The following is a 24,498-nucleotide window of genomic DNA, read 5'->3' on the forward strand; positions in this document are numbered from 1 at the left end:
CATTTAAACGAATAAGAGCATAAACTTATGGAAACTTCTTACAAAGCCTTAAAAACTGTCCAAGAAGAAGGGCTTGAAAAATTAGAAGAAGAATAATAAAAAGAAAAAAACTAGGAGAAAATTATCTTCTAGTTTTTTCTTGCAACTTTTTATTATATACTTATTCGCCTAAATAAGCTGCTTTTATTGAAGGATCATTTGCCAAATCTTTTGCAAGTCCTTCTTTAACAATTTTTCCAGTTTCCAAAACGTAGGCCCTATCTGAAACTTCAAGGGCAAGATTTGCATTTTGTTCAACTAATAAAATTGTTGTCTTTTCTTCCTTTAAAATTTTTATAACTTGAAAAATTTTATCTACAAAAATTGGCGATAGGCCCATGGAAGGCTCGTCAAGAAGCAAAAGTTTTGGTCTTGACATCAGGGCCCTTCCCATAGCAAGCATTTGCTGCTCGCCTCCTGAAAGTGTGCCTGCCAACTGATTTTTTCTCTCTTCTAAAATTGGAAACATTTCATATATTCTCTTTAAAATATGATCGCTTGAACCCTTAATTAAATAGGAACCCAGAATTAAGTTGTCGTAAACTGAAAGACCAGTAAAAACTCTTCTGCCTTCAGGAACCTGTGCAATTCCTTTTTTTGTAATTTCGTGGGCTTTGAATTTTGAAATGTCTTCTCCTAAAAAATTAACTCTTCCTTCTTTTGGCACAAGGCCTGAAATAGATTGTAGGGTCGTTGTCTTTCCTGCTCCATTTGCTCCTACAAGAGAAACAGTTTCTCCCTCATTTACCTCTAAATTTATTTTTTGAAGGGCGTGAATATTTCCATAATATACATCTAATTTTTCTACTTTAAGCACTTGGTCCACCTCCAAGATAAGCCTTTATAACTTCGGGATTATTAATAACTTCTTTTGGATTCCCCTCTGCTAGAATTTGTCCATAATTTAAAACCATAAGCCTTGAGGAAATTCCTAGGACAAGTTTCATATCATGTTCAATTAATAAAATTGTTATATTAAATTTTTCTCTTATTAAAGCAATTGTATTCATTAATTCTTCAGTTTCTTTTGGATTCATTCCTGCTGCTGGTTCATCTAAAAGAAGAAGCGAGGGTTTTGTTGCCATGGCTCTTGCAATTTCAAGTTTTCTTTGTTGACCATAGGATAGTGATTCTGCAGGCATAAACCAAAATTTATCAAGATCAAAAATTTTAAGCATTTCAATTGCCCTATCATTAACTTCATTTTCTTCTTTCCAGTATTTTGGAAGTCTAAACATTCCTGTAAAAATTCCATAGGACATACTATCATTTGCTGCAACTTTTACATTTTCAAGAACTGTCATCTTATTAAAAAGTCTTATATTTTGAAAAGTTCTAGCTATTCCTAGCTTAACAATTTGAGAAGTGCTTTTATTTGAAATTTTTTGTTCGTTAAGAAAAATTTCTCCTTCTGTTGGGTTATAAACGCCTGAAATTAAATTAAAAACTGTAGTTTTGCCTGCACCATTTGGACCTATTAATCCTAAAAGCTCTCCCTTTTCAATGGTAAGGTTAAAATTATTTACCGCCTTTAAACCCCCAAATTCTATGCTGACATTTTTACATTCCAATACACTATTCATCATTTTGATCACCTTTTCTCTTGAAAAATTTATTTTTCTTGTCACCTGATGTCATAATTTCTGCAATTTTGTGAATAGAAAATTCCTTTCTGCCTAAAAGGCCTTCAGGCTTAAAGATCATCATTAATATTAAGACAAGTGAATAAATTATCATTCTGTAAGAAGCAAAGGACCTTAAAACTTCAGGTATAACTGTCAATACAGTAGCTGAAATTACTGAACCTGTAAAGGAACCCATACCTCCCAAAACAACCATTACCAAAATATCAAAACTTTTATTATAGTCAAAGACTTTTGCGTCAATAACGCCAATATTTTGTGCATAAATTGCTCCAGCAACTCCTGCAAAAAATGCTGAAAGACCAAAGGCGAAAGTTTTGTAATAAGTTACATTTATACCGCTTGCTTCTGAAGCAATTTCATCTTCACGAATTGATAAAACTGCCCTGCCGTGTCTACTTGTCATTACTGAATACATAAGGGCTACGCAAATACACATAATTACATATATAAAATCAAAACTTTTCATTGTTGGAATTCCGCTAAGACCTTGAGCCCCACCAGTAAATGAAAAATATTCAATTAAAACTCTAATTATTTCTCCAAAGGCAAGAGTAACAATTGCAAGATAATCTCCCTTTAAACGAAGAGCAGGAAGACCAATAATAATTCCTATAATAAGGGCTATAAGTCCTCCAAGAATTAAACTTAAAATATAGCCGCCCATGCCTGGAACAAGACCAGATTTTACAAAAAGAGTTGCACTATAGGCCCCAATTGACATAAATCCTGCATGGCCGAGGGTAATTTGTCCTAAATTTCCCACAGTAATATTTAATGATGTTGCCAAAATTATATTTATACAAACCATTCTTAAAACTGTTAAAGAATATCTATTGACAATTCCCTGCCTGTTTAAAAATAAAATAATACCGTAGAGTCCAATTAAAAGGAATACGGTAAGAAAGTAAGTTATAAGTTTTTTTCTTCTCATTACACTTTCTCCTTCATATTCTTGCCCAAAAGTCCTGTGGGTTTAATTAAAAGTACAATAATTAAAATTGAAAAAACTATAGCATCAGCTAGTTTTGATGATAGATATGCACGAGTTAGAGCCTCCACAATACCAAGCAAAAGACCGCCAATAACGGCTCCAGGGATAAGACCTATTCCACCAATAACGGCTGCTGTAAAAGCTTTAATTCCAAGCATTGATCCCATTAAAGGCTGAGCTTGTCCATAAGTTCCCATATATAAAACTGAGGCCACTCCTGCAAGGGCTGAACCAATTGCAAAAGTTGCAACCATAGAAGTATCAATATTAATGCCCACAAGTTGTGCTGCACCAAAATCTTCACTTGTTGCCAATAAGGCCTTGCCTGTTTTTGTATTCTTCATAAAAAATTGAAGGGCTAAAGTCAAAATAGCCGTTAAAAGAATTGTTATTATAGAAATAAAAGGAACTTCTAAAGAGCCTAAATTAATTGTTGAAATATTAAAAATTGACTGACTTGATCTAGCCCCTGCTCCAAAAAGAACCATAACTGTATTTTGAAGTAGAAGTGAAACTCCAATTGCCGTAATCAAATTAGAAATTCTTGGCGAATTTCTCAAGGGTCTGTAGGCAACTCTTTCAATTAAAAGTCCTAAAAGAGTGCAGACAATAACTGCTGGGATAATTGAAAACCATAGGGGAAGTGATAATTTTGCAAAAACTAAAGTTGTCGAAAAAACTACTGTATAGGCCCCAACCATAATTATTTCGCCATGGGCAAAATTAATTAAAAGAGCAATACCGTAAACCATTGTGTAGCCCAAAGCCACTAATGCATATATTGAACCCAAGGAAAGGCCATTTATAATTTGTAATAAAAATTCCATACTAACCTCCAAAAAAAAGGGCAGTAACTGCCCTCTTATTATTATTCAACAAATGAATCTAAAACGTACTTACCATCCTTTATAGTTAGGATTGCAGTAGATTTTATTGGATTATTGTTTTCGTCAAATTTTAAAGAACCTGTAACTCCATCTATGGTTACATTATTTAGAGCTTCAATTATGTCTTCATGGCTTAAAGATTTACTTTCCTCTAAAGCCTTTTTGTAAACATAAACTGTGTCATAGCCTAAAGCTGAGAATGAAGAAGGATCTTCATTATAAAGTTTTCTATAATTATCAACGAAATTTTTAACAACTTCCTTTTCATCATCTACATAATAATGGTTTGTAAAATAACAATTTTCAAAAATACCTTCATCGCCTTCTGCTGCAACTGAAAGAACGCCGTCCCATCCATCTGGGCCAAGGATTTTAGAATTAATTCCTAAATCTTTAGCTTGTTTTGCTATAACAACGTCATTTTCATAGTAGTCTGCAACTAAAAGTACATCAGGATTTTGTGATTTAATATTTGTTAATTGAACCTTAAAGTCCTTGTCTGTTGCACCATATCCTTCATCAGCAAGAATTTCAATTCCCTTAGCCTTTGCTTCTTCAATAAAGGCATCTGAAACGCCGTTAGAATAATCTGAAGAAGTATTTCTTAAAACTGCTGCTGTTTTTACAGATAAATTATTTGCTGCAAAGTTAGCAAGAGTAACTCCTTGGCTTGGGTCAGTAAAACAAACTCTAAAGACATTTGGTTTTCCTTCTGTAATTGAAAGCATAGTTCCAGTAGGAGTAACTATTGGTATATTATCTTCTTGTGAATTTTCAGCTATTGCTAAAGTTGGTTTTGAAGTAACTGCACCAATAATAGCGTGGGCACCTTCCTCAACGTATCTTGAATATAAATTCATGGCTTCTGTAGAATCGCCTTTGTCATCTCCAGATTCATAATTGATTTTTTTCCCATTTATGCCGCCAGCTTCATTTATTTCATCAATAGCCATCTTTATTCCATTTTCTGCACTTAAACCATAAATTGCAACTGCACCTGTCTTAGGACCGATTCCTCTTAAAATGATTTCATCTGAATCCTCTCCACCACTACCAGATGCATTTCCCGTATTATTACTTGTGCCACATGCTGTCAAAAATAATAATGCCATCATTAAGAATAATAATTTCTTTTTCATTTTATCTTTCTCCTTCCTAAAATTTTTAACATTATATCATTAAAGTTTTTAAAAGTGAAGCATTTTTTTATATATTTGTTATTTATTTTATACAAAAAAAGATACACTTAAAATAAGCGTATCTCTGATAAGATAAATTTCATTATTTATTTTTAGAATTTTTAGTAGCCTTAATAAATCCATCAAAAAGTGGATGAACTTTTGTTGGCCTTGATTTAAATTCTGGGTGAAATTGGCAGGCAACAAAAAATGGATGATCCTTTATTTCTATTATTTCAACAAGGTCTAAATCTTCATTTATTCCAGAAAATATTATTCCCGCCTTTCTTATGGCTCCGCGAAAATCATTATTGAATTCATATCTATGTCTATGTCTTTCATAAGCCTTCTCTTGACCATAAAGTTTTCTTACTAGAGTATTTTCTTCTAGGCTGCAGGGATAATTTCCAAGTCTTAATGTCCCGCCAAGATTTTTTACTGTTCTTTGATTTTCCAATAGGTCAATTATTGGATAAGGAGTATCGGGGTTTATTTCTGTTGATGACGCACCCTTAAGGCCAAGTTTATTTCTTGCAATGTCAATTAAGGCAATTTGCATGCCGTAGCATATGCCAAAATAGGGGATATTATTTTCTCTTGCATATTTTGAGGTTTTTATCATACCTTCAGTTCCCCTTTGACCAAAACCTCCAGGCACAATTATGCCATCAATGCCCTTAAAAATTTTTGGATTGTTTTCTACACATTCTGAATCAATCCATTTTATTTTTACATCTGCACCATTTTCATAGCCAGCATCTAAAAGAGCTTGAGTTACAGAAAGATAAGCATCGTGAAGTTCTGTATATTTCCCAACAAGGGCAATATTTATTTCTTCTTTTGCCTTTTTAAATCTTTCAACCATTTTTGACCAGTGCCCATCAGATTTTTCTTGATCTTCAAGACCTAAATATTTTAAGATAAATTCATCAAGGCCTTGCTTATGAAATACTAAAGGCACTTCATAAATAAGGTCAACATTTGAAGACTGAACAATTGCTTCCATTGGCACATCACAAAATAGGGAAATTTTTTCCTTTACGGCCTGGCTCACTTCTCCATTTGATCTAATTATTATGACATCTGCCTTAATGCCATTTGACATAAGTTCTTTATAGGAGTGCTGTGTCGGCTTTGTTTTTAGTTCGCTTGTGCCTGGAATATTTGGCACCAAAACTGTATGAACAAATAAAACATCGCCTGGTTTATTTTCTGAATGAATTTGCCTTATGGCTTCCAAAAATGGAAGGGACTCAATATCGCCAACTGTTCCGCCAATTTCTGTAATTACAACATCTGCTCCTGATTCTTCAGCAGCCTTGTAAACAGAATTTTTTATTTCATCTGTAATGTGGGGGATTACTTGCACTGTAGCTCCGTTATAATCTCCACGTCTTTCCTTTGCAATAACTCTTGAATAAATTTTCCCCGTTGTTATGCTGGCTCTTTTTGTCAGTTCTTCATCTGTAAATCTTTCGTAATGTCCTAAGTCAAGATCAGTTTCTGCTCCGTCATAGGTTACAAAAACTTCTCCATGTTGAAAGGGACTCATTGTTCCAGGATCTATATTTAGGTAGGGGTCAAATTTTTGCATAAATATTTTTAAATTTCTGTCTTTTAAAAGCCTGCCAATTGAAGCAGCAGAAATTCCCTTTCCTATTCCTGATACAACGCCTCCTGTAACAAAAATAAATTTTGCCATAAATCCTCCTAGTCTAATGAATTAAACATATCTTCATAAGTTGGGAGATATAAATTATTCCTACTTATGAACATTTCAAGTTCATCTGAAATATTTCTTAACTCCTCTAATTTATTTACTATGTTATTTTGAATAAATTGAGCCTTTTCTTCCCCATTTGAAATATTTTCAGCATGTAAGTAAAGTTCTTTTAGTTCAAAATAAGATAAAATCAATTTTTCTAAACCACTGTTTATTGTATCATATATTTTTACTAATCCTTCATTTTCTTTAAATTTTAAAATTTCTTTTGTGTCATTTAATTCTTTTCTCAGGGAGGGAATTAAATCCTTAGAAAGCATGGAAAGAAGAGTCCTTGTTTCCAAAAGATTATAGGAAATCACTTCATTTAAAGATATTTCATAGGATGCCTTTAATTCTTTTTTTGTAAATACACCATTATTTAAAAATATGTCTATTTGCTTTAAGTTTTTGGCAGCAAGAAGGGCTTCTAAATAGTTCTTGTAATTTTTAAGGCCTCTTTTCTTTGCCTCCTTTTTCCATTCTTCTGAATAATTATCTCCAGAATAAACAGAACCTCCATAGTTTTCCATAACTTCCTTAACAATTTCTAAAACTTCTTTTCTTAATTTTTCCTTATCATCCTTGAAGGGGCTAAGCCTTTTTTCCATGGCCTTTAAATTTTCTGCAAGACCACAATTAATAACAATGTTTAAATCTGAGGCATTTTTGGAAGAGCCTAACATTCTAAATTCAAATTTATTTCCTGTAAAGGAAACGGCTGAAGTCCTATTTCTATCAGATGAATCTTTGGGAATATCTTTTAAAGAATAGCCCTTAAATTTTCCTCCTAGGTCTTTTGTATAGGTCCTCCCTTCTTTTATGGCCATAAATAACTCTTCTAAATCCCTTCCAAGAAAAACTGAAATAATCGACGGTGGTGCTTCAAGACCTCCAAGCCTATGGTCATTTGATGGAGATGATGAAGAAATATATAAAAGATTTTGATTTTTGTAGCAAAGTTCAATTACAGCGGCCGTAAATAGTAAAAATATATTGTTATTGTAGGGGTCAGGTCCTGGTTCAAAACAGTTTAAACCAAAATTTGTGGTTATGGAATAATTATTGTGCTTTCCTGAACCATTTACACCTTTGAAGGGCTTTTCGTGCAATAGACAGACCATATTATATTTTAAGGCTGTTTCCTTTATAATATTCATACATAATAAATTGTCATCAATTGCTACATTTGCATTTTCAAATAAAATTGCAAGTTCAAATTGCAGGGGTGCATTTTCATTATGCTCTGTTTTTGAATAGATGCCAAGTTCCCAAAGTTTTTTATCAACCTCCCTAAAAAATTCTTCAACTCTTTTTGGGATCTGTCCAAAATACCTATCAATATATTCTTGACTCTTTGGAGAGGAGCATCCCACTAAAGTTCTGCCCACATTTTTAAGGTCCGATCTCTTATCATAAAGGTCCTTATCCACAAGGAAAAATTCTTGTTCAAGGCCAATTTTAACCCTCATTCTGTAGGCATGCTCTTCAGAAAATAAATTGACCAAATCCCTTCCAACATTTGAAAGGGCATTAACTGAATCTAAAAGAGGCCCTCTTTTATCAAGTTTTTCTCCATAATAGGACATGAAAATTGTTGGTATATAAAAAACATTGTCTATTATAAAAGAATTGGCAGTTAGGTCCCAATAAGTGTATCCCCTTGCTTCAAAAGTTGATCTCATTCCGCCAGATGGAAATGAAGATGCGTCAGGCTCACCTTTTATAAGTTCTTTTCCTGAAAATCTTTCAATAGGTTCTGCATCAGCAGTCCTGTCCAAAAATGCCACATATTTTTTTGCAGTTTGTCCATTTAGGGGCTGAAACCAGTGGGCAAAATGGGTCGCTCCATTATTTATAGCCCAGTCTTTCATGGCGTGAGCAATAGCATCTGCACTTTCTGAATCCAAATCCTTTTCAACCCTAAGGGCATCCTTCCATTTTAAATAGATGGGATAGGGCAGTTTTTCTTTCATTTTTTCTTTATTAAATACTTTTATTCCAAAATTTTCCATGACCTTCATTTTTTCCTCCATAAAACAAAAAATAGGCAGATTAATTTCTGCCTTATGAAAAAACTTCTTCGGTTTTCTTTTATTTTATTGCAAGATGCCTTCTTTGTCAAGATAGCATACTAATAAAATTTTTTCCTCTTAACCCTAATTGTAAATAAATTGCAAATGAATATAAAATGTTATAAAATATATTTTATGTCGGGGTGTAGCGCAGTTTGGTAGCGCGCATGGTTCGGGACCATGAAGCCGGAGGTTCAAATCCTCTCACTCCGACCATTTTTTATGATTTTTTCAATTTCCTTTGAAACATTTTCTGCATCACCGCTTGAATCTATTTTATAATCACAAAGGGGTGTATAGTCAAAAAGATCTTTTAGTCTTTCATTTATGCTATCTTCTTTATCCCCTCTTTTTTCCATCCTATCTTTCAAAAGATTTTCATCTACATATAAATAAATACAAGTGGCATGAGGAAATTCTTTTTTTATTTCCTTAACTCCAAATTGATCAACAATAATTAAGGCATCCTCTTTTAAAGAGCAAGCCTTAAAAAGATCTTCTTTTAAAGTTGCATAAAAATTTCCCGCATATTTTGTAGGGCCAATAAATTCTCCCCTATTATATAAATTTAAAAATTTTTCTCTATTTATAAAATTATAATCCACCCCATCTTTCTCTCCTGGCCTAATAGGCCTTGTGGTATAGGTTATAATTTTTTTAAGTCCCCTTTTTTCTAAAATATTTCTTATTGTAGTTTTTCCTGAGCCTGAATTTCCTAATAGCAAATATAGCATATTAACCTCCAATAAATCTTTTATTTAGTATAGCATAATATTTTTAAAAAATATAATAGAATCTGTGATATACTGACTAGGTAAGTATAGAAAAGGAAGTGTTTTATGAAAAAGAAATTTACTTCACTTGTAAGTATTTTTTTAATGGCTTTGCTATTAGCTGGATGTTCTTCTAATACAGCAGTTGTAGAAAAAAATAAGACAAGTGAACAAACAAATCAAAATGTAGCTATAGAAAATTCTAATTCAAAAAATAATTCTGCTACAAAAGAAAATGATAATAAGGAAAAGACTCTTATAAATTTAGGAGCCTTAAAGGGACCGACTTCTCTTGGTCTAGTAAAGTTATTTTCAGATTCAGATGGTAATTCAGCAGCAAATGACTATAAATATACAATTTATTCATCTCCTGATGAAGTTGTAACAGGCATAGTTAAAGGTGAACTCGACCTTGCTGCAGTGCCTGCAAATTTAGCAGCAGTGCTTTATCAAAAAACTGAAGGTAAAATTAAGGTATTAAATATTAATACTTTAGGAGTCCTTTATATAGCATCAAGAAATGATATTGCAGCTCTTGACGACTTGAAGGGAAAAACAATAATTACTTCTGGAAAAGGAGCAACGCCAGAATATGCTTTAAGATATATTCTTAAAGAAAATGGAATTGACCCTGACAAGGATGTGAATATTGAATTTAAAAGCGAACATCAAGAAGTGGTCCAAAGCCTTGCTAAGGATGAAAATGGGATTGCAATGCTACCAGAACCTTTCCTAACTGTTGCAAAAACAAAAATTGATGGATTAAAGACAAATTTTTCTTTAACTGACCTTTGGGATAAGCTGCCTGGAGATTCCATGCTTGTAACAGGAGTTATGATTGCAAGAGCAGATTTTCTTGATCAAAATAAGGAAGTAGTTGATGAATTTTTAAAAGAATATCAAAGCTCAATTGACTATGTAAATTCAAATATTGATGATGCCGCAGCTTTAAGTGAAAAATATGACATTGTTAAGGCCCCAATTGCAAAGAAGGCTATTCCAGCTTGCAATATTCATTTTATTGCAGGAGAAGATATGAAAAAGGCCTTAAGTGAGTACCTAAATTCCTTATTTACTCAAGATCCTAAAACTGTTGGAGGACAGCTTCCAGATGAAAATTTCTATTACCAAGGTCAATAAAAATTTTCTGGTGATTTTATTTTGGATTATAGTATGGCAAATTTTTGCCATGCTTATTAATGAGGAGATACTTATTGTATCTCCTTTTAAAGTCCTAATAAAAACTTTTGAAAATTTAAAAAATCCAAATTTTTATCTAATTTTATTTAATACAAGTTCAAAAATTTGTTTAGGATTTTTGCTAGGATTTTTTGCCGCCCTACTTTTAAGCCTACTTTCCTATAAAAGCACACTAGTAAAAAATCTCCTATTTCCCCTAATACTCTTTATAAAAAGCATTCCCGTAATTTCTTTTATAATCCTACTTCTTGTTTTTTTAAGCTCAAAATACTTAAATATTTTTATCCCTTTTATTATGAGCCTTTCCATAATTTATACAAATATATTACAGGGTCTACTTGCAATTGACGGGAAAATTCTAGAAATGGCCAGGGTCTTCAATATTTCCTATAAAAATAAATTAAAATACATCTACCTTCATTCCCTAAAACCTTATATTTTATCAAGCACTTCACTTGCCATAGGTATATCCTTTAAATCAGGTCTTTCGGCAGAAGTCATAGGAATAGCAAACAATTCAATAGGCAGGGCCCTTTATGAATCAAAAATATATTTAGATATTAGTAATTTATTTTCCCTAACCTTTGTTACCATGCTTATTTCACTAATCCTTGAAAAATTTTTTACCTTCCTTATAAGGAGGCTGATTTAATGCTTCTAGAAATTAAAAACTTATACAAATCCTTTGGGGACAAAAAAATATTTGAAGATTTTTCCTTAAGTCTTGACTATGGAGAGAAAATTGCCCTAATAGGGAAAACAGGGTCTGGAAAGACGACACTTGTAAATTTAATTTTAAAAAACACGGAGCCTGACAAGGGAAAAATTTTTTTCAGTGGAAGCTTATCTATGGTTTTTCAGGAAAATAGACTTCTTGAAGATTTTTCAGTCTATGAAAATTTAAAACTTGTAAGAGAAATGGATTTATACAAATGCGAAATACTTTTGGAAAAAATGCTTTTAAAAGGCTCAAGTAAAGAAAAAGTTAAAAACTTATCGGGAGGGATGAAAAGAAGACTTACCCTCTTAAGGGGCCTAATTTTTGAAAGCGACCTAATAATTTTAGATGAAGCCCTAAGAGAAATTGACCAAGCAACAAAAGATAAAGTTTTGGAAAACGCAAGAGAGTATTTAAGTGGGCGCTCTTTAATTTACATTAGCCACGACTTAGATGAAATAAAAAAACTTGGCATAGAAAGGATAATTAATTTAGATGATATATAATATTTTTGAAGGCCTTACCTTTTACCCTGAAAAAGAAATTGAAGATATCATTTTTGAGGACAAAAAAATTAAAATCACAAGAATAATGTCCCTTGATCAAGAAACTCCTGAAATGGATCAAGATGAACTTGAAATAGTTATGCTTTTAGAAGGAGAAGCAAAGATTTTGCTAGATGAAAATATTATAAACTTAAAAAGGGGAGATATCTTAGAGATTCCTCCTCATAAAATCCATAAGGTTACATGGCAAGATCATGCCCTATGGCTATGCATATTTACAAAATGAGGCCAAAGGCTCATTGAATTAGGGATTTTAGGAAAACTTATTTAGAGAATCTTTAGGTGGCTAGATAAAAGGTTAAGAGCAGAGATTGTTCTTAGCCTTTTTAATTTGATTAATTGTAGAATGATAGCCTTTAATTAACTTGACTTATCTTTTATAGTACGGAAATATGTGTATAGTAAAAAAAGAGGGTTAAGCATGAAACAAGAAATTTTGGAAAGATTAGAAACAGAAGTTAATGCTTGCAAAAGATACGCAGGAAACTCAGTTAAGAAAGCAAAAAAGGAAAGGTTTGATTAGCCATTAACTTTTTAGATATAGTAGTGACAGCAAAAAAATTTGTTGGTAGACTTCATGATGAATTTTGGAAAGTATCAGACGAAAAACTAACAGAGGAAAAATTGAAGATTTTTTTGCGAAGCCTAAACATTGAGCTAGGAAATAAACAAAGTTTTATATTGAGTTAAAACAGGGAAGTAAATAAGCAATTAAGTATTTAAAACTTTCAAATTTCAACAGTAATACCTTTTATTCTATTTGCTAACCCGCCACCTCCGTTAAAATTTGCATAATAAATGCTCGGTATCTTAAGAGCATAAGAAAAGCACCAATCATTGCTGATTGATGCTTATGATTATTATTTAGTTGTTGTCGACAAATAGGAATTTAACGATTCTAAAACATTATAAATTCTTTTTCTCCCGTATTGTCATCTATATGTTCAGATTGGATATTAGATTTCTCTCGCAGATAAAATTTAATCGATTTCTCATTTTTCTGGTATACGCTTAATTTTAATGTGGACTTGACTCCTTTACATGATTCAGCAATTGTTTTCCAATTCCTTTTGATTGCATCGTTTCTTTTACAAAAATACCTTCGATATAGCTATTATTCAATCCAATGAATCCATCAATTTGCTTTGTGCGATTATCTTCATACACATATATTTCTGCGCTAGGCAACATCTCTTTTACTATATCAGAGTTGCTCTGCCAATAATAAGAAGATATAAAACTATGTGCCTGAATATTCGTATTCAGTCATATTTGCATCACTGCATCTATGTCATTATCAATGCATTGCCTAATCATTTCATCAACCCTACAAATTTTGATTTGCACTGCTTTTCATATTTCGTGTATTTATCAAGCTGAACTTCAATATCCCGACTGCCATACATCACTTGCATGATGGAAACCGAAAATTGTGCGAGAACGCACAGAGATCTTAATGACCTCGATGCTTCTTTTTTTTCTTTTTTTGTTTCAGTTCAAACTTTCGCTGTGCTTTTACCAGATTACGTTCACGGTTTTCCACCTTGCGTTGCTGTTTGTTCTGATCCTGTTGCAGTTTTAGAGCCTGCTGTGATTTAGTACCAATGCCAGTTTTCTTCATTTCCTTTCTTACTTCACGTTGCACTCTCTTTGGATTCTTTTTGGTTTCCTTTACAACAGTTGCCACAGCGGGGCTGAATTGTAAATCATAATAGTGTTTAAGGACAAAATCCAGAATCTCACAATCTTTTGGTTCTGCTCCAAAAGTTACTTTAGCTACAGATAATTTTCCATTCTCGTTTCTTTCAAATACACCTACCCAAAATGAATCTTCAAAAAACACCGTACATTTAACTTTGCTCATGGCAATCCCTCCTTAAAGATTTAGATGAGCAAAGAATGGACAACCCGGAGGGGCAGGTTACTTACCCTGACAAGCAGGACGGCCGGGCTACCTACCGGCTCTAGTACGTTGTTGGATGTACATTGCGTTTTTATCTTTGCTTTATTTATAATCAAGCCTAAATGGCTAAATTAACAAATTTCGATTTTACATTACTTTTCATATTTTCTGTATTTATCAAGCTGAGCATTTATATCACAACCTCTTGGTCAGTAATCTTGATTGTATAAATCATAGATTGTAATCCTTGCGGATCTCTGCAAAAACCGCACTTGCTTCTCTTGTTTTTTCGGCTTTGATATCCGCATAGCATTTCTCAAGTTATGCATTCAGTTCCACTTCTGATAAAGCAGACATATCTACAGGACGAGAAGATAGAATTTTCACTTAAAAAGAAAGTCCTCTCTGAAGAATTATCTGTCTATAAAACATATTGATGGCATTGGATGCAGGAATACCAAGTGTGGATAAAATGCTTTCTGCCTTTTCTTTTACCTCTGGTTCAATACTAGCATAAAGATTTGCTGATTTTGCTTCCATATAAAACACCACCTTCCCGATATTTTCATAATCTTATTATATCAAATTGTGCGTACAACAGAAATACAAATAACATATCTTTTAAGCAATTTCCGATTCGATATACGGATGGGTGCAGAGCGGTTACAAAATCAATCTATCCGTTTGAAGCTCTTCTATTTTCCCTCTTTACATATCATTAGTATACTTAAAATTCATATAAAAAATGATGAAGTAATATGAAATTAAAAGTCGGAAATTTTATTCATAATCTCCTGCATTCTATTTTCAAAAAGCTCTGCCGGTATTAATGCAATCCCTGTTTCATCGCTTAGCACTATCATTCGGTCGCCAGCTTTAATAGCAAAATGATCTCTTGTTGCTTTGAGAATGACAATCTGTCAAAGAAATAAATCCCTAATTAAGAGCCCTTAAATGGCCTTTTTTATTTATATCTTCTAACTATTATTAGGTTTTTATATTTTGGCATTTAGACTTTATTTTAATTTTCTAACCAAAAGAAAAACTAGGCCTTTTTCACCTAGCTTATAATAAAAAATATTTTTGAAGTTTAAAATTTTTAGAAGATTTTTATGTAAGGGCTACGGCCCATAAATTAATATTTATAAAATCCTTCTTTAGTCTTTCTACCAAGTAGTCCTGCCCTAACCATTTTCTTTAATAATTGGTGGGGTCTATATTTTGGATCACCAAATTCATTATATAATACTTCCATGATAGCAAGAACAATATCAAGTCCAACTAAATCCGCAAGTTCCAATGGTCCCATTGGATGATTTGCACCAAGTTTCATTGCTGTATCAATGTCTTCTTTAGATGCAATTCCTTCTGCATAAATTCCGATTCCTTCGTTAATCATAGGAATTAAAATTCTATTTACAACAAATCCAGGGGCTTCTTCTACTTCAACAGGAGTTTTTCCTATTTCTTTTGCAAGCCCAATAATAGTATTTTTAGTTTTTTCATCAGTCTTTTTTCCTGAAATAACTTCAACAAGTTTCATAACAGGAACTGGATTAAAGAAATGCATACCAATAACTTTCTCTGGCCTTTGTGTTGCTTGTCCTAAATCAGTTATTGATAGAGATGAAGTGTTAGAAGCTAAAATTGTATTTTCCTTACATACTTCGCTTAATTCTTTAAAAATAGATTTTTTTACCTTTGGATTTTCTGTTGCAGCTTCAATGACAACGTCAACATCTTTTATATCTTCAATTTCTGCAGACACTGAAATATTTTTAAGGGCTGTTTCCATTTCTTCCTTGGTCATTCTTTCCTTAGAAACATTTTTTTCATAGGAATCCTTAATTTTTTCCTTAGCTTTTTCAAGGGCCTTTGGATCTATATCTCTTATAATAACTTGGTGTTTTGTAGCTAAACTTTGAACAATTCCAGAACCCATAGTTCCAGAACCAATTACTGCTATTTTCATTTTATCTCCTTATTTACCACTAAATTTTGCTTGTTTTTTATTTAAAAATGCGTTCATGCCTTCTCTTTGGTCTTCTGTTGAGAATAAAAGTCCGAATGAGGTTCTTTCAATTTCCATTGCTGTTTCAATATCAGTTTGTGAACCACTTTCAATGGCTGATTTAGAGTATTGAATAGCTTTTGGAGCTCTTTGGGCTATGGTGTTTGCCATTTCAATTGCCTTGTCAAGTAATTCTTCAGGTTCATAAACATGATTTACAAGGCCCCATCTTTCAGCTCTTTCTGCATCAATCATTTTTGCTGTAAATATCATTTCCTTAGCATATCCAGGACCAATAGCTCTAATAAGTCTTTGAGTTCCCCCAAATCCAGGGATGATTCCAAGGCCTACTTCCGGTTGACCAAATTTCGCATTTTTAGAAGCAAGTCTAATGTCACAGGCAAGGGCAATTTCGCATCCACCTCCAAGGGCATATCCATTAACGGCTGCAATTACTGGTTTTCTTCCCTTTTCAATTTTCATAAGGGTATCCATACCTAGTTTTCCAAAATCATAGCCTTCTGTAGCAGAAAGAGTTGCCATTTCACCAATGTCGGCGCCGGCAACAAATGATTTGCCGGCTCCTGTTAATACTATAACACTGGTTGCTTCATCATCAAATATTTTTTCAAAAAAGTCTGAAAGCTCTTTTAATACTTCTGTATTTAATGAGTTTAAAGTCTTTTCTCTAGATATGGTAAGAACTATAACACCATTTTCTTTCTCATCAATCTTTAGAAATTTATAATCCATCTTAGTCCCTTCCGACTACTAAAGCGGTGCCCATTCCTCCACCAATGCAAAGAGTAGCAAGACCCTTCTTAGAATCTCTTTTCTTCATTTCATATAATAAGGTTGTTAAAATTCTAGCTCCTGAAGCTCCAATTGGATGCCCAATTGCAATAGCTCCACCATTTACATTTACTTTTTGGATGTCAAAGCCCATAGCCTTATTAACTTCGCAAGCTTGAGCAGCAAATGCTTCGTTAGCTTCAATTAAATCTAAATCTTCTGCTTTTAGACCTGCAATTTTTAGGGCCTTTGTAGAAGATGGAATTGGCCCAGTTCCCATAATTTGTGGGTCAACGCCACAAGTTGCATAAGAAATAATATAAGCAAGAGGTTCAACCCCAAGTTCTTTTGCCTTAGATTCTTTCATAACAACAAGCATAGCAGCTCCGTCATTAATTCCTGATGCGTTACCTGCTGTTACAGTTCCGCCTTCTTTGAAAGCTGGTTTTAATTTTGCAAGAGATTCAATAGTTACATCATCTCTAATAAATTCGTCATCTTCAACTACAGTAACTTTTCCCTTACGTCCCTTAACTTCAACAGGAACTATTTCGTCTTTAAATTTTCCTTCTTTTCTTGCTCTTGAAGCATTATTTTGGCTTCTGCAAGCAAGTTCATCTTGCATTTCTCTTGTAATTCCAAATTTTTCTGAAACATTTTCAGCTGTGATTCCCATGTGGTAGTCATAGAAAGCATCCCATAGTCCGTCTTTAATCATAACATCAACTAATTTTTTATCGCCCATTCTTGCTCCCCATCTTGCATCTTTACTTGCAAATGGTGCAGATGACATGCTTTCAGTACCACCAGCTAAAACAATTTCTGCATCTCCTGCTTTAATAACTTGAGTTGCAAGTGAAACTGCTCTTAATCCTGATCCACAAACAATATTAATTGTCACTGCAGGACATTCTACAGGAATTCCTGATTTAATGACAACTTGTCTTGCAACGTTTTGTCCTTGAGCTGTTTGTAGTACATTACCGATATAAGCTTCGTCAATCATATCAGGTGTAACTTTTGCTCTCTTCATTGCTTCCTTAGCAGCTACAACTCCAAGTTCCACTGCTCCAACTGTTTTAAAAGCACCGCCAAATGAACCAACTGGTGTTCTTGCTGCTGATGCGATTACTATTCTATCTTCCATTTTTTCCTCCTTTTATGCACGAGGTGGCATTACAGTTGCCACGCCTTCAAGGACAACTTCGCCCTTTTGATTTTTGCATGTTGTTTTTAATTTTAAAATCTTTCCATTGATAACTTCTGATGCTTCAACTTTTGCCTCTATCGTGTCGCCAAAATAAACAGGCTTAGTAAAGCTCAATTCTTGTCCAAGGTAGATCGTACCGGGGCCAGGAAGCTGCATCCCAAGAACGGCAGATACAAGTCCCGCTGTTAACATACCATGGCAGACTCTAGTTTTAAAGATTCCCTTGCCGGCTTCAACTTCATTTATATGAGCCGGATTTAGATCACCTGTGATGCCTGCATAAGTATAGACATCCGATTCAGTTATGGTTTTTGTAAAACTGGCACTATCACCAATTTTTATTTGGTCAATTGTCTTCCCCTTCATAATTACCTCCCTCAAACATTTTTTATATTATACCCCAAAAAAGGGTATGATTACATAATTTTATATAATTTTGAAATTTTAAAAATCATAAATTTTCTTGTAAAATCTTTACAATTCTTTTTGCAGCTTGCCCATCACCATAGGGATTTATCGCCTTAGCCATTTTATCATAAAGACTCTTATTATTTAAGAGTTCAAGAACATTTTTATAGACATTTTCTTTTTTTGTACCTATAAGTTTTGCAGTTCCCGCTTCAATTCCCTCTTTCCTTTCAGTTTCATTTCTAACAACCAAAACAGGTTTTCCAAGAGCTGGTGCTTCTTCCTGCACTCCTCCCGAATCTGTTACAATGAATTTTACCTTATTTATTAAATTTGAAAAAGGTAAATAGGAAAGAGGTTCTATCAAATGAACCCTATCTAAATCCTTAAAATATTTATAGGCCCTTTCTCTAACAAGGGGATTTAAGTGCATGGGGAAAATTACTTCCACATCTTCTCTTTCTTTTATTATATCCCTGAAGGCAGAAAAAATTTCTTCCATGGGTTCTCCCCAATTTTCCCTCCGATGAGATGTTAGTAAAATTACATTTTTATTATAATCTATTTTATTTAATAAATCTTCTCCAAAAGTAAAAGAATCCTTCACTGTATAATTTAAGGCATCAATAACAGTATTTCCCGTTACAAAAATATTTTTTTCATCATATCCTTCTCTTAAAAGATTATTTTTATTATTAATAGTTGGTGCAAAATGATAATTTGCAAGAACACTTACAAGTTTTCTGTTAGCCTCTTCTGGATAAGGTGAATAAATATTTCCCGACCTTAAGCCTGCTTCCACATGGCCTATTTTTATATTTTTATAAAAAGCACTTAGGGCAGCAGCAAAAACTGTTGTTGTATCCCCTTGCACAAGTAAAATATCAGGTTTTTCCTGGTTCAAAACTTCTTCAAGGCCCCTAAGGCTAGAACTTGTTATATCAGTTAAACTTTGGCCCTTTTTAAAAATATTTAAATCATAATCTGGTTTTATATTAAAAATTTGAAGTACTTGGTCAAGCATTTCCCTGTGCTGGCCTGTAACACAAATAAGTCTACTTAGTTCTTTGTGTCTTTCTATTTCCTTTATAAGAGGGGCCATTTTTATGGCTTCAGGTCTTGTGCCAAATACAAATAAAATTTTCATTTTTTCTCCTTTCCCGTAATCATTCCCGTATAAATCCCTATTAAGATAATAATAGCAATAATTAATACTGAGATGACTAGACCGGTTTGAGATTTGAAATCTGCTATTAAATTTGCAAGTATTCCAAAAATTATGGAAATTGCATATAAGGTTAAAACTGTTTGCCTTTGATTTAAGCCTTTGGCCAAAAGCCTATGGTGGAGGTGGCCCTTATCAGCTTCAACAATTGATTTGCCCTGAAGTTTTCTTCTAATCATGGCAAAAGTTGTATCAAAAACCGGGACTCCTAATGCCAAAACTGGCACGAACATCATAAGAATTGCCGCTTGTTTCATAACTCCTTGGATTGTTATAAAGGAAATTATAAAACCTAAATATAAGGCTCCCGTATCTCCCATAAATATTTTTGCTGGGTTGAAATTATAGGGCAGAAATCCCAAACATGATCCCGCCACAAGGGCACAAAGAAGTGTTACTGCAACATGATTCATATTTTCCGTTATAAAAAACATAGAGATTGCACAGATCATTGAAATCCCAGCAGCAAGTCCATCAAGTCCGTCAATTAAATTTATAGTATTAGTTATGCCGCAAATCCAAAAAATTGTAATGGGTATAGAAAATAAATTAATTAAATTAAAAATATCTTCAGCTCCAAAGGGATTTGTAAAAAATTCAATTTTCACTCCGCCTATAATTAGAAAAATAGCTGCTATGATTTGAAATAAAAATTTTAGTTTTGGACTAAGACCCCATTTGTCATCATAAAGGCCTGAAAAGACAATTATGGTTGAGCTAATTAAAAGCATCCAAAGGGTTTTATCGTGCTCCAAATATATTAGGCATAAAAAACTAATTACTAAATACATACCAAAGCCACCGCCAATTGGCATTGGCTTATTGTGGACTCTTCTTTCATCCTTAGGTATATCTAAAAATTTAAGTTTTTTTGCAAAATAAATCATTAGAGGCGTAATTGCAAGCGTGAGTAGGAAAGCATAAATAAAGGGTTTAAAATAAAAATTTAAACTCATTTTATTTAGTTCCAAAAAGCCTATCTCCAGCATCTCCAAGGCCTGGGAGTATATATCCATGGTCATTTAAAGCTCTGTCAACTTCTGCAACATAAATATCCACATCAGGATGTCTTTCTTCAACTGCCTTAATTCCTTCAGGAGCTGCCAATAGATTTACTGTTTTTATAGATGTTGCCCCTTCTTCCTTTAAAACGTCAATTGCTGCATTTAAAGTTCCGCCTGTTGCAAGCATGGGATCAAGTAAAATCATAGTCCTACTTGAAACATCTTTTGGAAGTTTGCAATAATAAGTTACAGGTTTTAAAGTTTCTGGATCCCTATACATGCCTATATGTCCAACTCTTGCTGATGGAACAATAGTTAAAAGCCCGTCAACCATTCCTATTCCTGCTCTTAAAATAGGAACAATTCCAATTTTTTTGCCTGAAATTTCCTTGCCTACCATTTTTTCAAGAGGTGTTTCGATTTCAATATCCTTAAGTTCCAAATCTCTTGTAACTTCATAGCCCATAAGGGTTGAAATTTCTGTAACAATTTGTCTAAACTCCATGGAACTCGTTTCTTTTCTTCTTAATATTGTCATCTTGTGTTTAATTAATGGATGGTCTAATACTGTTAAACTCATATATCCTCCTCAATTTTATTTACTCTTCCTATATGTCTTCCGCCTTCAAAGTCGCTATTTAAAAATGTATGAACAATTTCCTTAGCCATGTCAAGACCAATAAGCCTTGCTCCCATGGCAAGGACATTGCAATTGTTATGGTTTCTTGAAAGTTTTGCAGATAAAGGTTCGCTGCAAAGGGCCGCTCTAATGCCCTTTACTTTGTTGCAGGCAATTGAGATCCCAATGCCCGAACCGCAAATAACAATTCCAAAGTCAGCCTCCTTTGAAGAAACAGTTTTTCCTACCTTATGACCAAAATCAGGATAGTCGCATCTTTCTTCGCTATCCGTTCCACAATCTATTATTTCATAATTATTTTCTTCTAAATATCTTTTTATTTCGCCCTTGAGTTTAAAACCTGCATGGTCACTGCCCATTGCAATTTTCATATTTCCTCCTATAATCCTATGACAATTCTTCCAGCACAAGCCTTTAAAAGCCTATTCATAATACTAAGGCCTATGCCCTTTAATTCAAATCCTTCGGCAAAAATATATTCTACTTTTTTTTCATCACAAATTCTTAAAAGATCAAATAAGGAGTTTGCAACTTCTTCTAAATTTTCTCTTGAACCTAAATCTAAAACAAGGTCTGCCCCAATATAATTGTCTTTCGTTTCGCTTGTTGCAAGCACTGCACTTTTTCCCTTGCAGCTTTCAAGCCTTTTATTTATTTCAGCCACAACATTATTTAAATCACCAACAAAACAAGTTGCCATCCCCTTAGGAGCATAGTGTTTATATTTTTGTCCCGGAGATTTTGGAACAGTTTTATCTTTGGCATCAATCGTTGTGTGGTCAATAGAAATATTTTTGTCAACTTTTTGTAGATCTTCAAGGGTAATTTTTCCCGGCCTTAAAATCATTGGAGGGTCACTTGTAACGTCTAAAACAGTAGATTCGATTCCCACAACTGTATGGCCGCCGTCCACAATAATATCAACTTTACCCATTAAATCTTCAATAACATGTTCTGTCTTTGTAGGTGATGGCCTTCCAGAAATATTTGCAGAAGGAGCTGCAATTGGAAGTATTACATCAGCTAAAATTTTGTGGGCAATTTTATTTGACGGCATTCTTATGGCAACTGTTTCAAGGCCTCCTGTCACTTCCTTTGGCACAAGATCTGACTTTTTAAAAATAATTGTAAGCGGACCTGGCCAAAATTTTTTTATACATTTTTGGGCAATTTTTGGCACTTCTTTAACAAGTTCATCAAGCTGACTTATGTGAGCTATGTGAAGAATTAACGGATTGTCATTAGGTCTTCCCTTTGCCTTAAAAATTCCTTCACAGGCATTTTTATCAAGACCATTTGCTCCAAGTCCATAAACAGTTTCCGTTGGAAAAACAACAAGTCCTCCTATTTTTAAGGTATTGGTGATTTTTTCTAGGTTTTTATCATCTTTACTTGTCTCTTTTTCACTTAATTTAATAATATTTGTTTTCAAAGATACACCTCATTCAGTATATTCCCATTATATCAGTTTATGCCTTTATTTTTAAGCTTTTAATTAAATTTACTGCCTTTTTCTTTCATTAATTTTATAATATTCATAGCCCTTATATTCATCATATTTTTCCTTCATCTCGTCAGTTAAATTTGTCTTGTAATAGGCTTCGTCCTTATATTTTATATAATGTCTAGAAATTACAGGCATTTGTCTTCTTAGCCTTGAATTATAAATATTATAATTGTCTGCTTTTGTAAATCCAAGCATATCTAAAACGCTTGATGACAAAAAGTTTGCAGAAATAACTTCTCCCTTTGAATACTCTAAACTTTCAGGATTTAAAAATTTTCTGCCACTTTCATTAGCCGTTACAAAATAAGGAGTTGAATATCTTTGAATTTCATCATTAAAAGTATCCGTTGTCATTGGAAGATTTATTTGTTTAAAACCGTCAGGGTCTTCGCCCATTGATGGCAAATGATCTCCATAAAATACAAAAATAATCGGCTCTTCCCTTGAATTTATAAAGTCATAAACCCTTCCAAGCATGGTGTCCATATCCTTAACGCCTATAAAATATCCACCCCAGACATTTGTTCCATCTTCTGTTAAATCATATTTACATGAAAATGGATAAATTTCTCCATACTTGTCATAAAAATAGGGACCATGATTTTGAATGTCAACAGCATAGTCAAAAATAAGTTCACCCTTGTCAAGAGATTTTTTAAGCCTGCCTAAATAAATATCAGTAAACTGCTCTTCTGAAAGATAATCACCCTTGTTCTTTGGATTTTCTATAGATTCTAAAAAATATGCTTCGTTAAAGCCAAGCTTTGGATATACATTATTTCTATGATAAAACCATTCAAAACCTGGGTGGAAGCCCCTAGTATTGTATCCTAAATTTCGTAAAATACTTGGGAGGGCAGCTGTATCTCTTTTAATTGTGTTAAAGGCATAGGACTGGTCTGGTGCACAATCAATTGTAAGGGCTCCAGTCAAAACGTCAAATTCTGTATCGCCAGTTCCTCCTCCATATCCAGGAACAATAATTCTTCCTGACATAGGTGCAGCATCTACAATTTTTTTAAAATTTTCATTGGGATCCTTTCCTTTTTCAAAAGAAAAGGCTTCATTTTGAGAAAAATCTGTAAAGGCTTCGCCCATAATCCAGACAATATTCGGCTTTTCCTTAAGCCTTAAAAGTTCAATGTCCTTTTGCCTACTAAGTTTTTCTTTAGAAATATATGTTTCCTTGTCATAAGATTCTGGAGGCCTTATTATCGAAGACCTTATTTTAAAAATAAAACAGTAATTAAAACCCTTTGAGTTAAAAACATCCACTTCATTAAAAGGATTGCCATAAGTTTTTAAGGACGTAAATACATCACTTGGTTTATATAGGCTTTCGTAAGAAAAATAAGCAAGACCTATGCTTAGAAAAATCAAAAAAATTCTTGTAAGCCCTTTAATCCTATCTGATTTATAAAAAAATATAATAAGTCCAATTATAATAATAAAAATAATAGAAAAAAAAATTGAATATTTGTCAGGAAAATAGGAATCCTTTGCCATTTTTGCAGCTTCCAGTCCCAAATTTACATCAGTAATTTTAAAGGGGTCTTTTCTATAAATGATTTTAGTTCTGTTGACCATTAATAAAATGAGCTCAAAAAGAGAGCTTAAAATAATTGCAATTTTAACCCTTCCACTTACGCCATATAAAAATAGGGTTAGTAAAAAAGGTGGTAAAAAATTTAATAATAAAACTATAAAAGAAAAGACTTCTGCCATCAATGCAAAAAAATTTGCCTTAGCTAGTAAAAAAACAAATAAGGTCTGCAAAATAGAGGCAATTATAATTATGCTTATGTCTTTAAATGAAAATAATTTTTTTTCCATGTCATCACCATAGATAAGTATAAGGCTTTAAAGAAAAATTTACAAATTAATAATTTTAAATATCAAAAATTTAAGGAAAACTTAAAAAATTTTTACAAAATATCTTTACAACAACAAAAACCACATTTGG

General features: G+C 33.1%; 26 protein-coding genes and 1 tRNA gene. 6 read left to right on the forward strand and 21 right to left on the reverse strand.

Annotated elements, in window-relative coordinates; translation table 11 throughout:
* Positions 1–160: 160 nt before the first annotated feature.
* The 7 genes from BQ4446_RS00120 to BQ4446_RS00150 form a co-directional block, all read right to left on the reverse strand.
* Positions 161–856 (reverse strand): ABC transporter ATP-binding protein, encoded by a 696-nt coding sequence (locus BQ4446_RS00120; protein ID WP_071025410.1) that lies wholly within the window; start codon positions 854–856, stop codon positions 161–163.
* On the reverse strand, positions 849–1,622 hold the full coding sequence (locus BQ4446_RS00125) for an ABC transporter ATP-binding protein (RefSeq protein WP_071028236.1): 774 nt from the start codon (positions 1,620–1,622) through the stop codon (positions 849–851). The genes BQ4446_RS00120 and BQ4446_RS00125 overlap by 8 nt, the downstream gene beginning before the upstream one ends.
* Entirely contained in the window at positions 1,615–2,616 is a 1,002-nt protein-coding gene (locus BQ4446_RS00130) for a branched-chain amino acid ABC transporter permease (RefSeq protein ID WP_071025413.1), read from the reverse strand. The genes BQ4446_RS00125 and BQ4446_RS00130 overlap by 8 nt, the downstream gene beginning before the upstream one ends.
* The gene (locus tag BQ4446_RS00135; protein ID WP_071025416.1) at positions 2,616–3,503 is read right to left on the reverse strand and encodes a branched-chain amino acid ABC transporter permease; all 888 of its coding nucleotides are present in this window, start codon (positions 3,501–3,503) and stop codon (positions 2,616–2,618) included. The genes BQ4446_RS00130 and BQ4446_RS00135 overlap by 1 nt, the downstream gene beginning before the upstream one ends.
* 41 nt (positions 3,504–3,544) lie before the next feature.
* Complete coding sequence (locus BQ4446_RS00140; RefSeq protein ID WP_071025419.1) at positions 3,545–4,702, reverse strand: ABC transporter substrate-binding protein; 1,158 nt, start codon at positions 4,700–4,702, stop codon at positions 3,545–3,547.
* 142 nt (positions 4,703–4,844) lie between these two features.
* Positions 4,845–6,443, reverse strand: a complete 1,599-nt coding sequence (locus BQ4446_RS00145) for a CTP synthase (RefSeq protein WP_071025423.1) — start codon at positions 6,441–6,443, stop codon at positions 4,845–4,847.
* 8 nt (positions 6,444–6,451) lie between these two features.
* Positions 6,452–8,527 carry a glutamine synthetase III domain-containing protein gene (locus tag BQ4446_RS00150; RefSeq protein WP_071025426.1) on the reverse strand — a complete coding sequence of 692 codons (2,076 nt, stop codon included), beginning with the start codon at positions 8,525–8,527 and terminating at the stop codon, positions 6,452–6,454.
* A 190-nt stretch (positions 8,528–8,717) separates the two neighbouring features.
* On the opposite strand from BQ4446_RS00150, the gene BQ4446_RS00155 reads away from it, so the two are divergent.
* Positions 8,718–8,794, forward strand: a tRNA-Pro gene (locus BQ4446_RS00155).
* Here the strand turns inward: BQ4446_RS00155 and BQ4446_RS00160 are convergent.
* The gene (locus tag BQ4446_RS00160; RefSeq protein ID WP_083329000.1) at positions 8,773–9,312 is read right to left on the reverse strand and encodes a guanylate kinase; all 540 of its coding nucleotides are present in this window, start codon (positions 9,310–9,312) and stop codon (positions 8,773–8,775) included. The two genes, BQ4446_RS00155 and BQ4446_RS00160, sit on opposite strands and share 22 nt — an antisense overlap.
* 105 nt (positions 9,313–9,417) lie before the next feature.
* On the opposite strand from BQ4446_RS00160, the gene BQ4446_RS00165 reads away from it, so the two are divergent.
* The 4 genes from BQ4446_RS00165 to BQ4446_RS00180 are packed head-to-tail and all read left to right on the forward strand — an operon-like array spanning position 9,418 to position 12,061.
* Positions 9,418–10,491, forward strand: a complete 1,074-nt coding sequence (locus BQ4446_RS00165; RefSeq protein WP_071025428.1) for an MqnA/MqnD/SBP family protein — start codon at positions 9,418–9,420, stop codon at positions 10,489–10,491.
* Entirely contained in the window at positions 10,463–11,203 is a 741-nt protein-coding gene (locus tag BQ4446_RS00170) for an ABC transporter permease (protein ID WP_071025431.1), read from the forward strand. The genes BQ4446_RS00165 and BQ4446_RS00170 overlap by 29 nt, the downstream gene beginning before the upstream one ends.
* Positions 11,203–11,775 (forward strand): ATP-binding cassette domain-containing protein, encoded by a 573-nt coding sequence (locus tag BQ4446_RS00175; protein ID WP_071025433.1) that lies wholly within the window; start codon positions 11,203–11,205, stop codon positions 11,773–11,775. The genes BQ4446_RS00170 and BQ4446_RS00175 overlap by 1 nt, the downstream gene beginning before the upstream one ends.
* The gene (locus BQ4446_RS00180) at positions 11,765–12,061 is read left to right on the forward strand and encodes a cupin domain-containing protein (protein WP_071025436.1); all 297 of its coding nucleotides are present in this window, start codon (positions 11,765–11,767) and stop codon (positions 12,059–12,061) included. Before BQ4446_RS00175 ends, BQ4446_RS00180 begins: the two co-directional genes overlap by 11 nt.
* Positions 12,062–12,852: 791 nt before the next feature.
* Here the strand turns inward: BQ4446_RS00180 and BQ4446_RS08435 are convergent.
* The 13 genes from BQ4446_RS08435 to BQ4446_RS00250 all read right to left on the reverse strand — a co-directional run bounded on the left by BQ4446_RS08435 (position 12,853) and on the right by BQ4446_RS00250 (position 24,122).
* Complete coding sequence (locus BQ4446_RS08435) at positions 12,853–13,101, reverse strand: GNAT family N-acetyltransferase (RefSeq protein WP_470381996.1); 249 nt, start codon at positions 13,099–13,101, stop codon at positions 12,853–12,855.
* Positions 13,102–13,288: 187 nt separating this feature from the next.
* On the reverse strand, positions 13,289–13,699 hold the full coding sequence (locus BQ4446_RS00195) for a YjdF family protein (RefSeq protein ID WP_071025439.1): 411 nt from the start codon (positions 13,697–13,699) through the stop codon (positions 13,289–13,291).
* 426 nt (positions 13,700–14,125) lie between these two features.
* On the reverse strand, positions 14,126–14,278 hold the full coding sequence (locus BQ4446_RS08510; RefSeq protein ID WP_245149624.1) for a type II toxin-antitoxin system RelB/DinJ family antitoxin: 153 nt from the start codon (positions 14,276–14,278) through the stop codon (positions 14,126–14,128).
* Between the two features lie 595 nt (positions 14,279–14,873).
* Positions 14,874–15,710 carry a 3-hydroxyacyl-CoA dehydrogenase family protein gene (locus tag BQ4446_RS00205; RefSeq protein WP_071025442.1) on the reverse strand — a complete coding sequence of 279 codons (837 nt, stop codon included), beginning with the start codon at positions 15,708–15,710 and terminating at the stop codon, positions 14,874–14,876.
* Positions 15,711–15,719: 9 nt separating this feature from the next.
* On the reverse strand, positions 15,720–16,502 hold the full coding sequence (locus tag BQ4446_RS00210; RefSeq protein WP_071025446.1) for an enoyl-CoA hydratase-related protein: 783 nt from the start codon (positions 16,500–16,502) through the stop codon (positions 15,720–15,722).
* Between the two features lies 1 nt (position 16,503).
* Complete coding sequence (locus BQ4446_RS00215) at positions 16,504–17,688, reverse strand: acetyl-CoA C-acetyltransferase (protein ID WP_071025448.1); 1,185 nt, start codon at positions 17,686–17,688, stop codon at positions 16,504–16,506.
* A 12-nt stretch (positions 17,689–17,700) separates the two neighbouring features.
* A complete protein-coding gene (locus tag BQ4446_RS00220) occupies positions 17,701–18,117 on the reverse strand; it encodes a MaoC family dehydratase (RefSeq protein ID WP_071025451.1) in 417 nt (138 codons plus the stop codon).
* Positions 18,118–18,202: 85 nt separating this feature from the next.
* Positions 18,203–19,306 carry a non-hydrolyzing UDP-N-acetylglucosamine 2-epimerase gene (gene wecB, locus BQ4446_RS00225; RefSeq protein ID WP_071025453.1) on the reverse strand — a complete coding sequence of 368 codons (1,104 nt, stop codon included), beginning with the start codon at positions 19,304–19,306 and terminating at the stop codon, positions 18,203–18,205.
* Entirely contained in the window at positions 19,303–20,340 is a 1,038-nt protein-coding gene (locus tag BQ4446_RS00230) for a glycosyltransferase family 4 protein (protein WP_071028238.1), read from the reverse strand. Before BQ4446_RS00230 ends, wecB begins: the two co-directional genes overlap by 4 nt.
* Position 20,341: 1 nt before the next feature.
* Entirely contained in the window at positions 20,342–20,968 is a 627-nt protein-coding gene (gene upp, locus BQ4446_RS00235; RefSeq protein WP_071025457.1) for a uracil phosphoribosyltransferase, read from the reverse strand.
* Complete coding sequence (rpiB, locus tag BQ4446_RS00240) at positions 20,965–21,399, reverse strand: ribose 5-phosphate isomerase B (RefSeq protein WP_071025460.1); 435 nt, start codon at positions 21,397–21,399, stop codon at positions 20,965–20,967. Before rpiB ends, upp begins: the two co-directional genes overlap by 4 nt.
* An 8-nt stretch (positions 21,400–21,407) precedes the next feature.
* A complete protein-coding gene (locus BQ4446_RS00245; RefSeq protein ID WP_071025463.1) occupies positions 21,408–22,460 on the reverse strand; it encodes an L-threonylcarbamoyladenylate synthase in 1,053 nt (350 codons plus the stop codon).
* A 69-nt stretch (positions 22,461–22,529) separates the two neighbouring features.
* Positions 22,530–24,122, reverse strand: a complete 1,593-nt coding sequence (locus BQ4446_RS00250; RefSeq protein ID WP_245149625.1) for an LTA synthase family protein — start codon at positions 24,120–24,122, stop codon at positions 22,530–22,532.
* Positions 24,123–24,129: 7 nt separating this feature from the next.
* Here BQ4446_RS00250 and BQ4446_RS08515 point away from each other — a divergent pair, with 7 nt between their 5' ends.
* Entirely contained in the window at positions 24,130–24,381 is a 252-nt protein-coding gene (locus BQ4446_RS08515) for a hypothetical protein (protein ID WP_245149626.1), read from the forward strand.
* Positions 24,382–24,498 lie beyond the last annotated feature (117 nt).

Source organism: Peptoniphilus raoultii (genome assembly GCF_900099555.1).
In the GTDB taxonomy this organism is placed as follows: Bacteria; Bacillota; Clostridia; order Tissierellales; family Peptoniphilaceae; genus Peptoniphilus_A; species Peptoniphilus_A raoultii.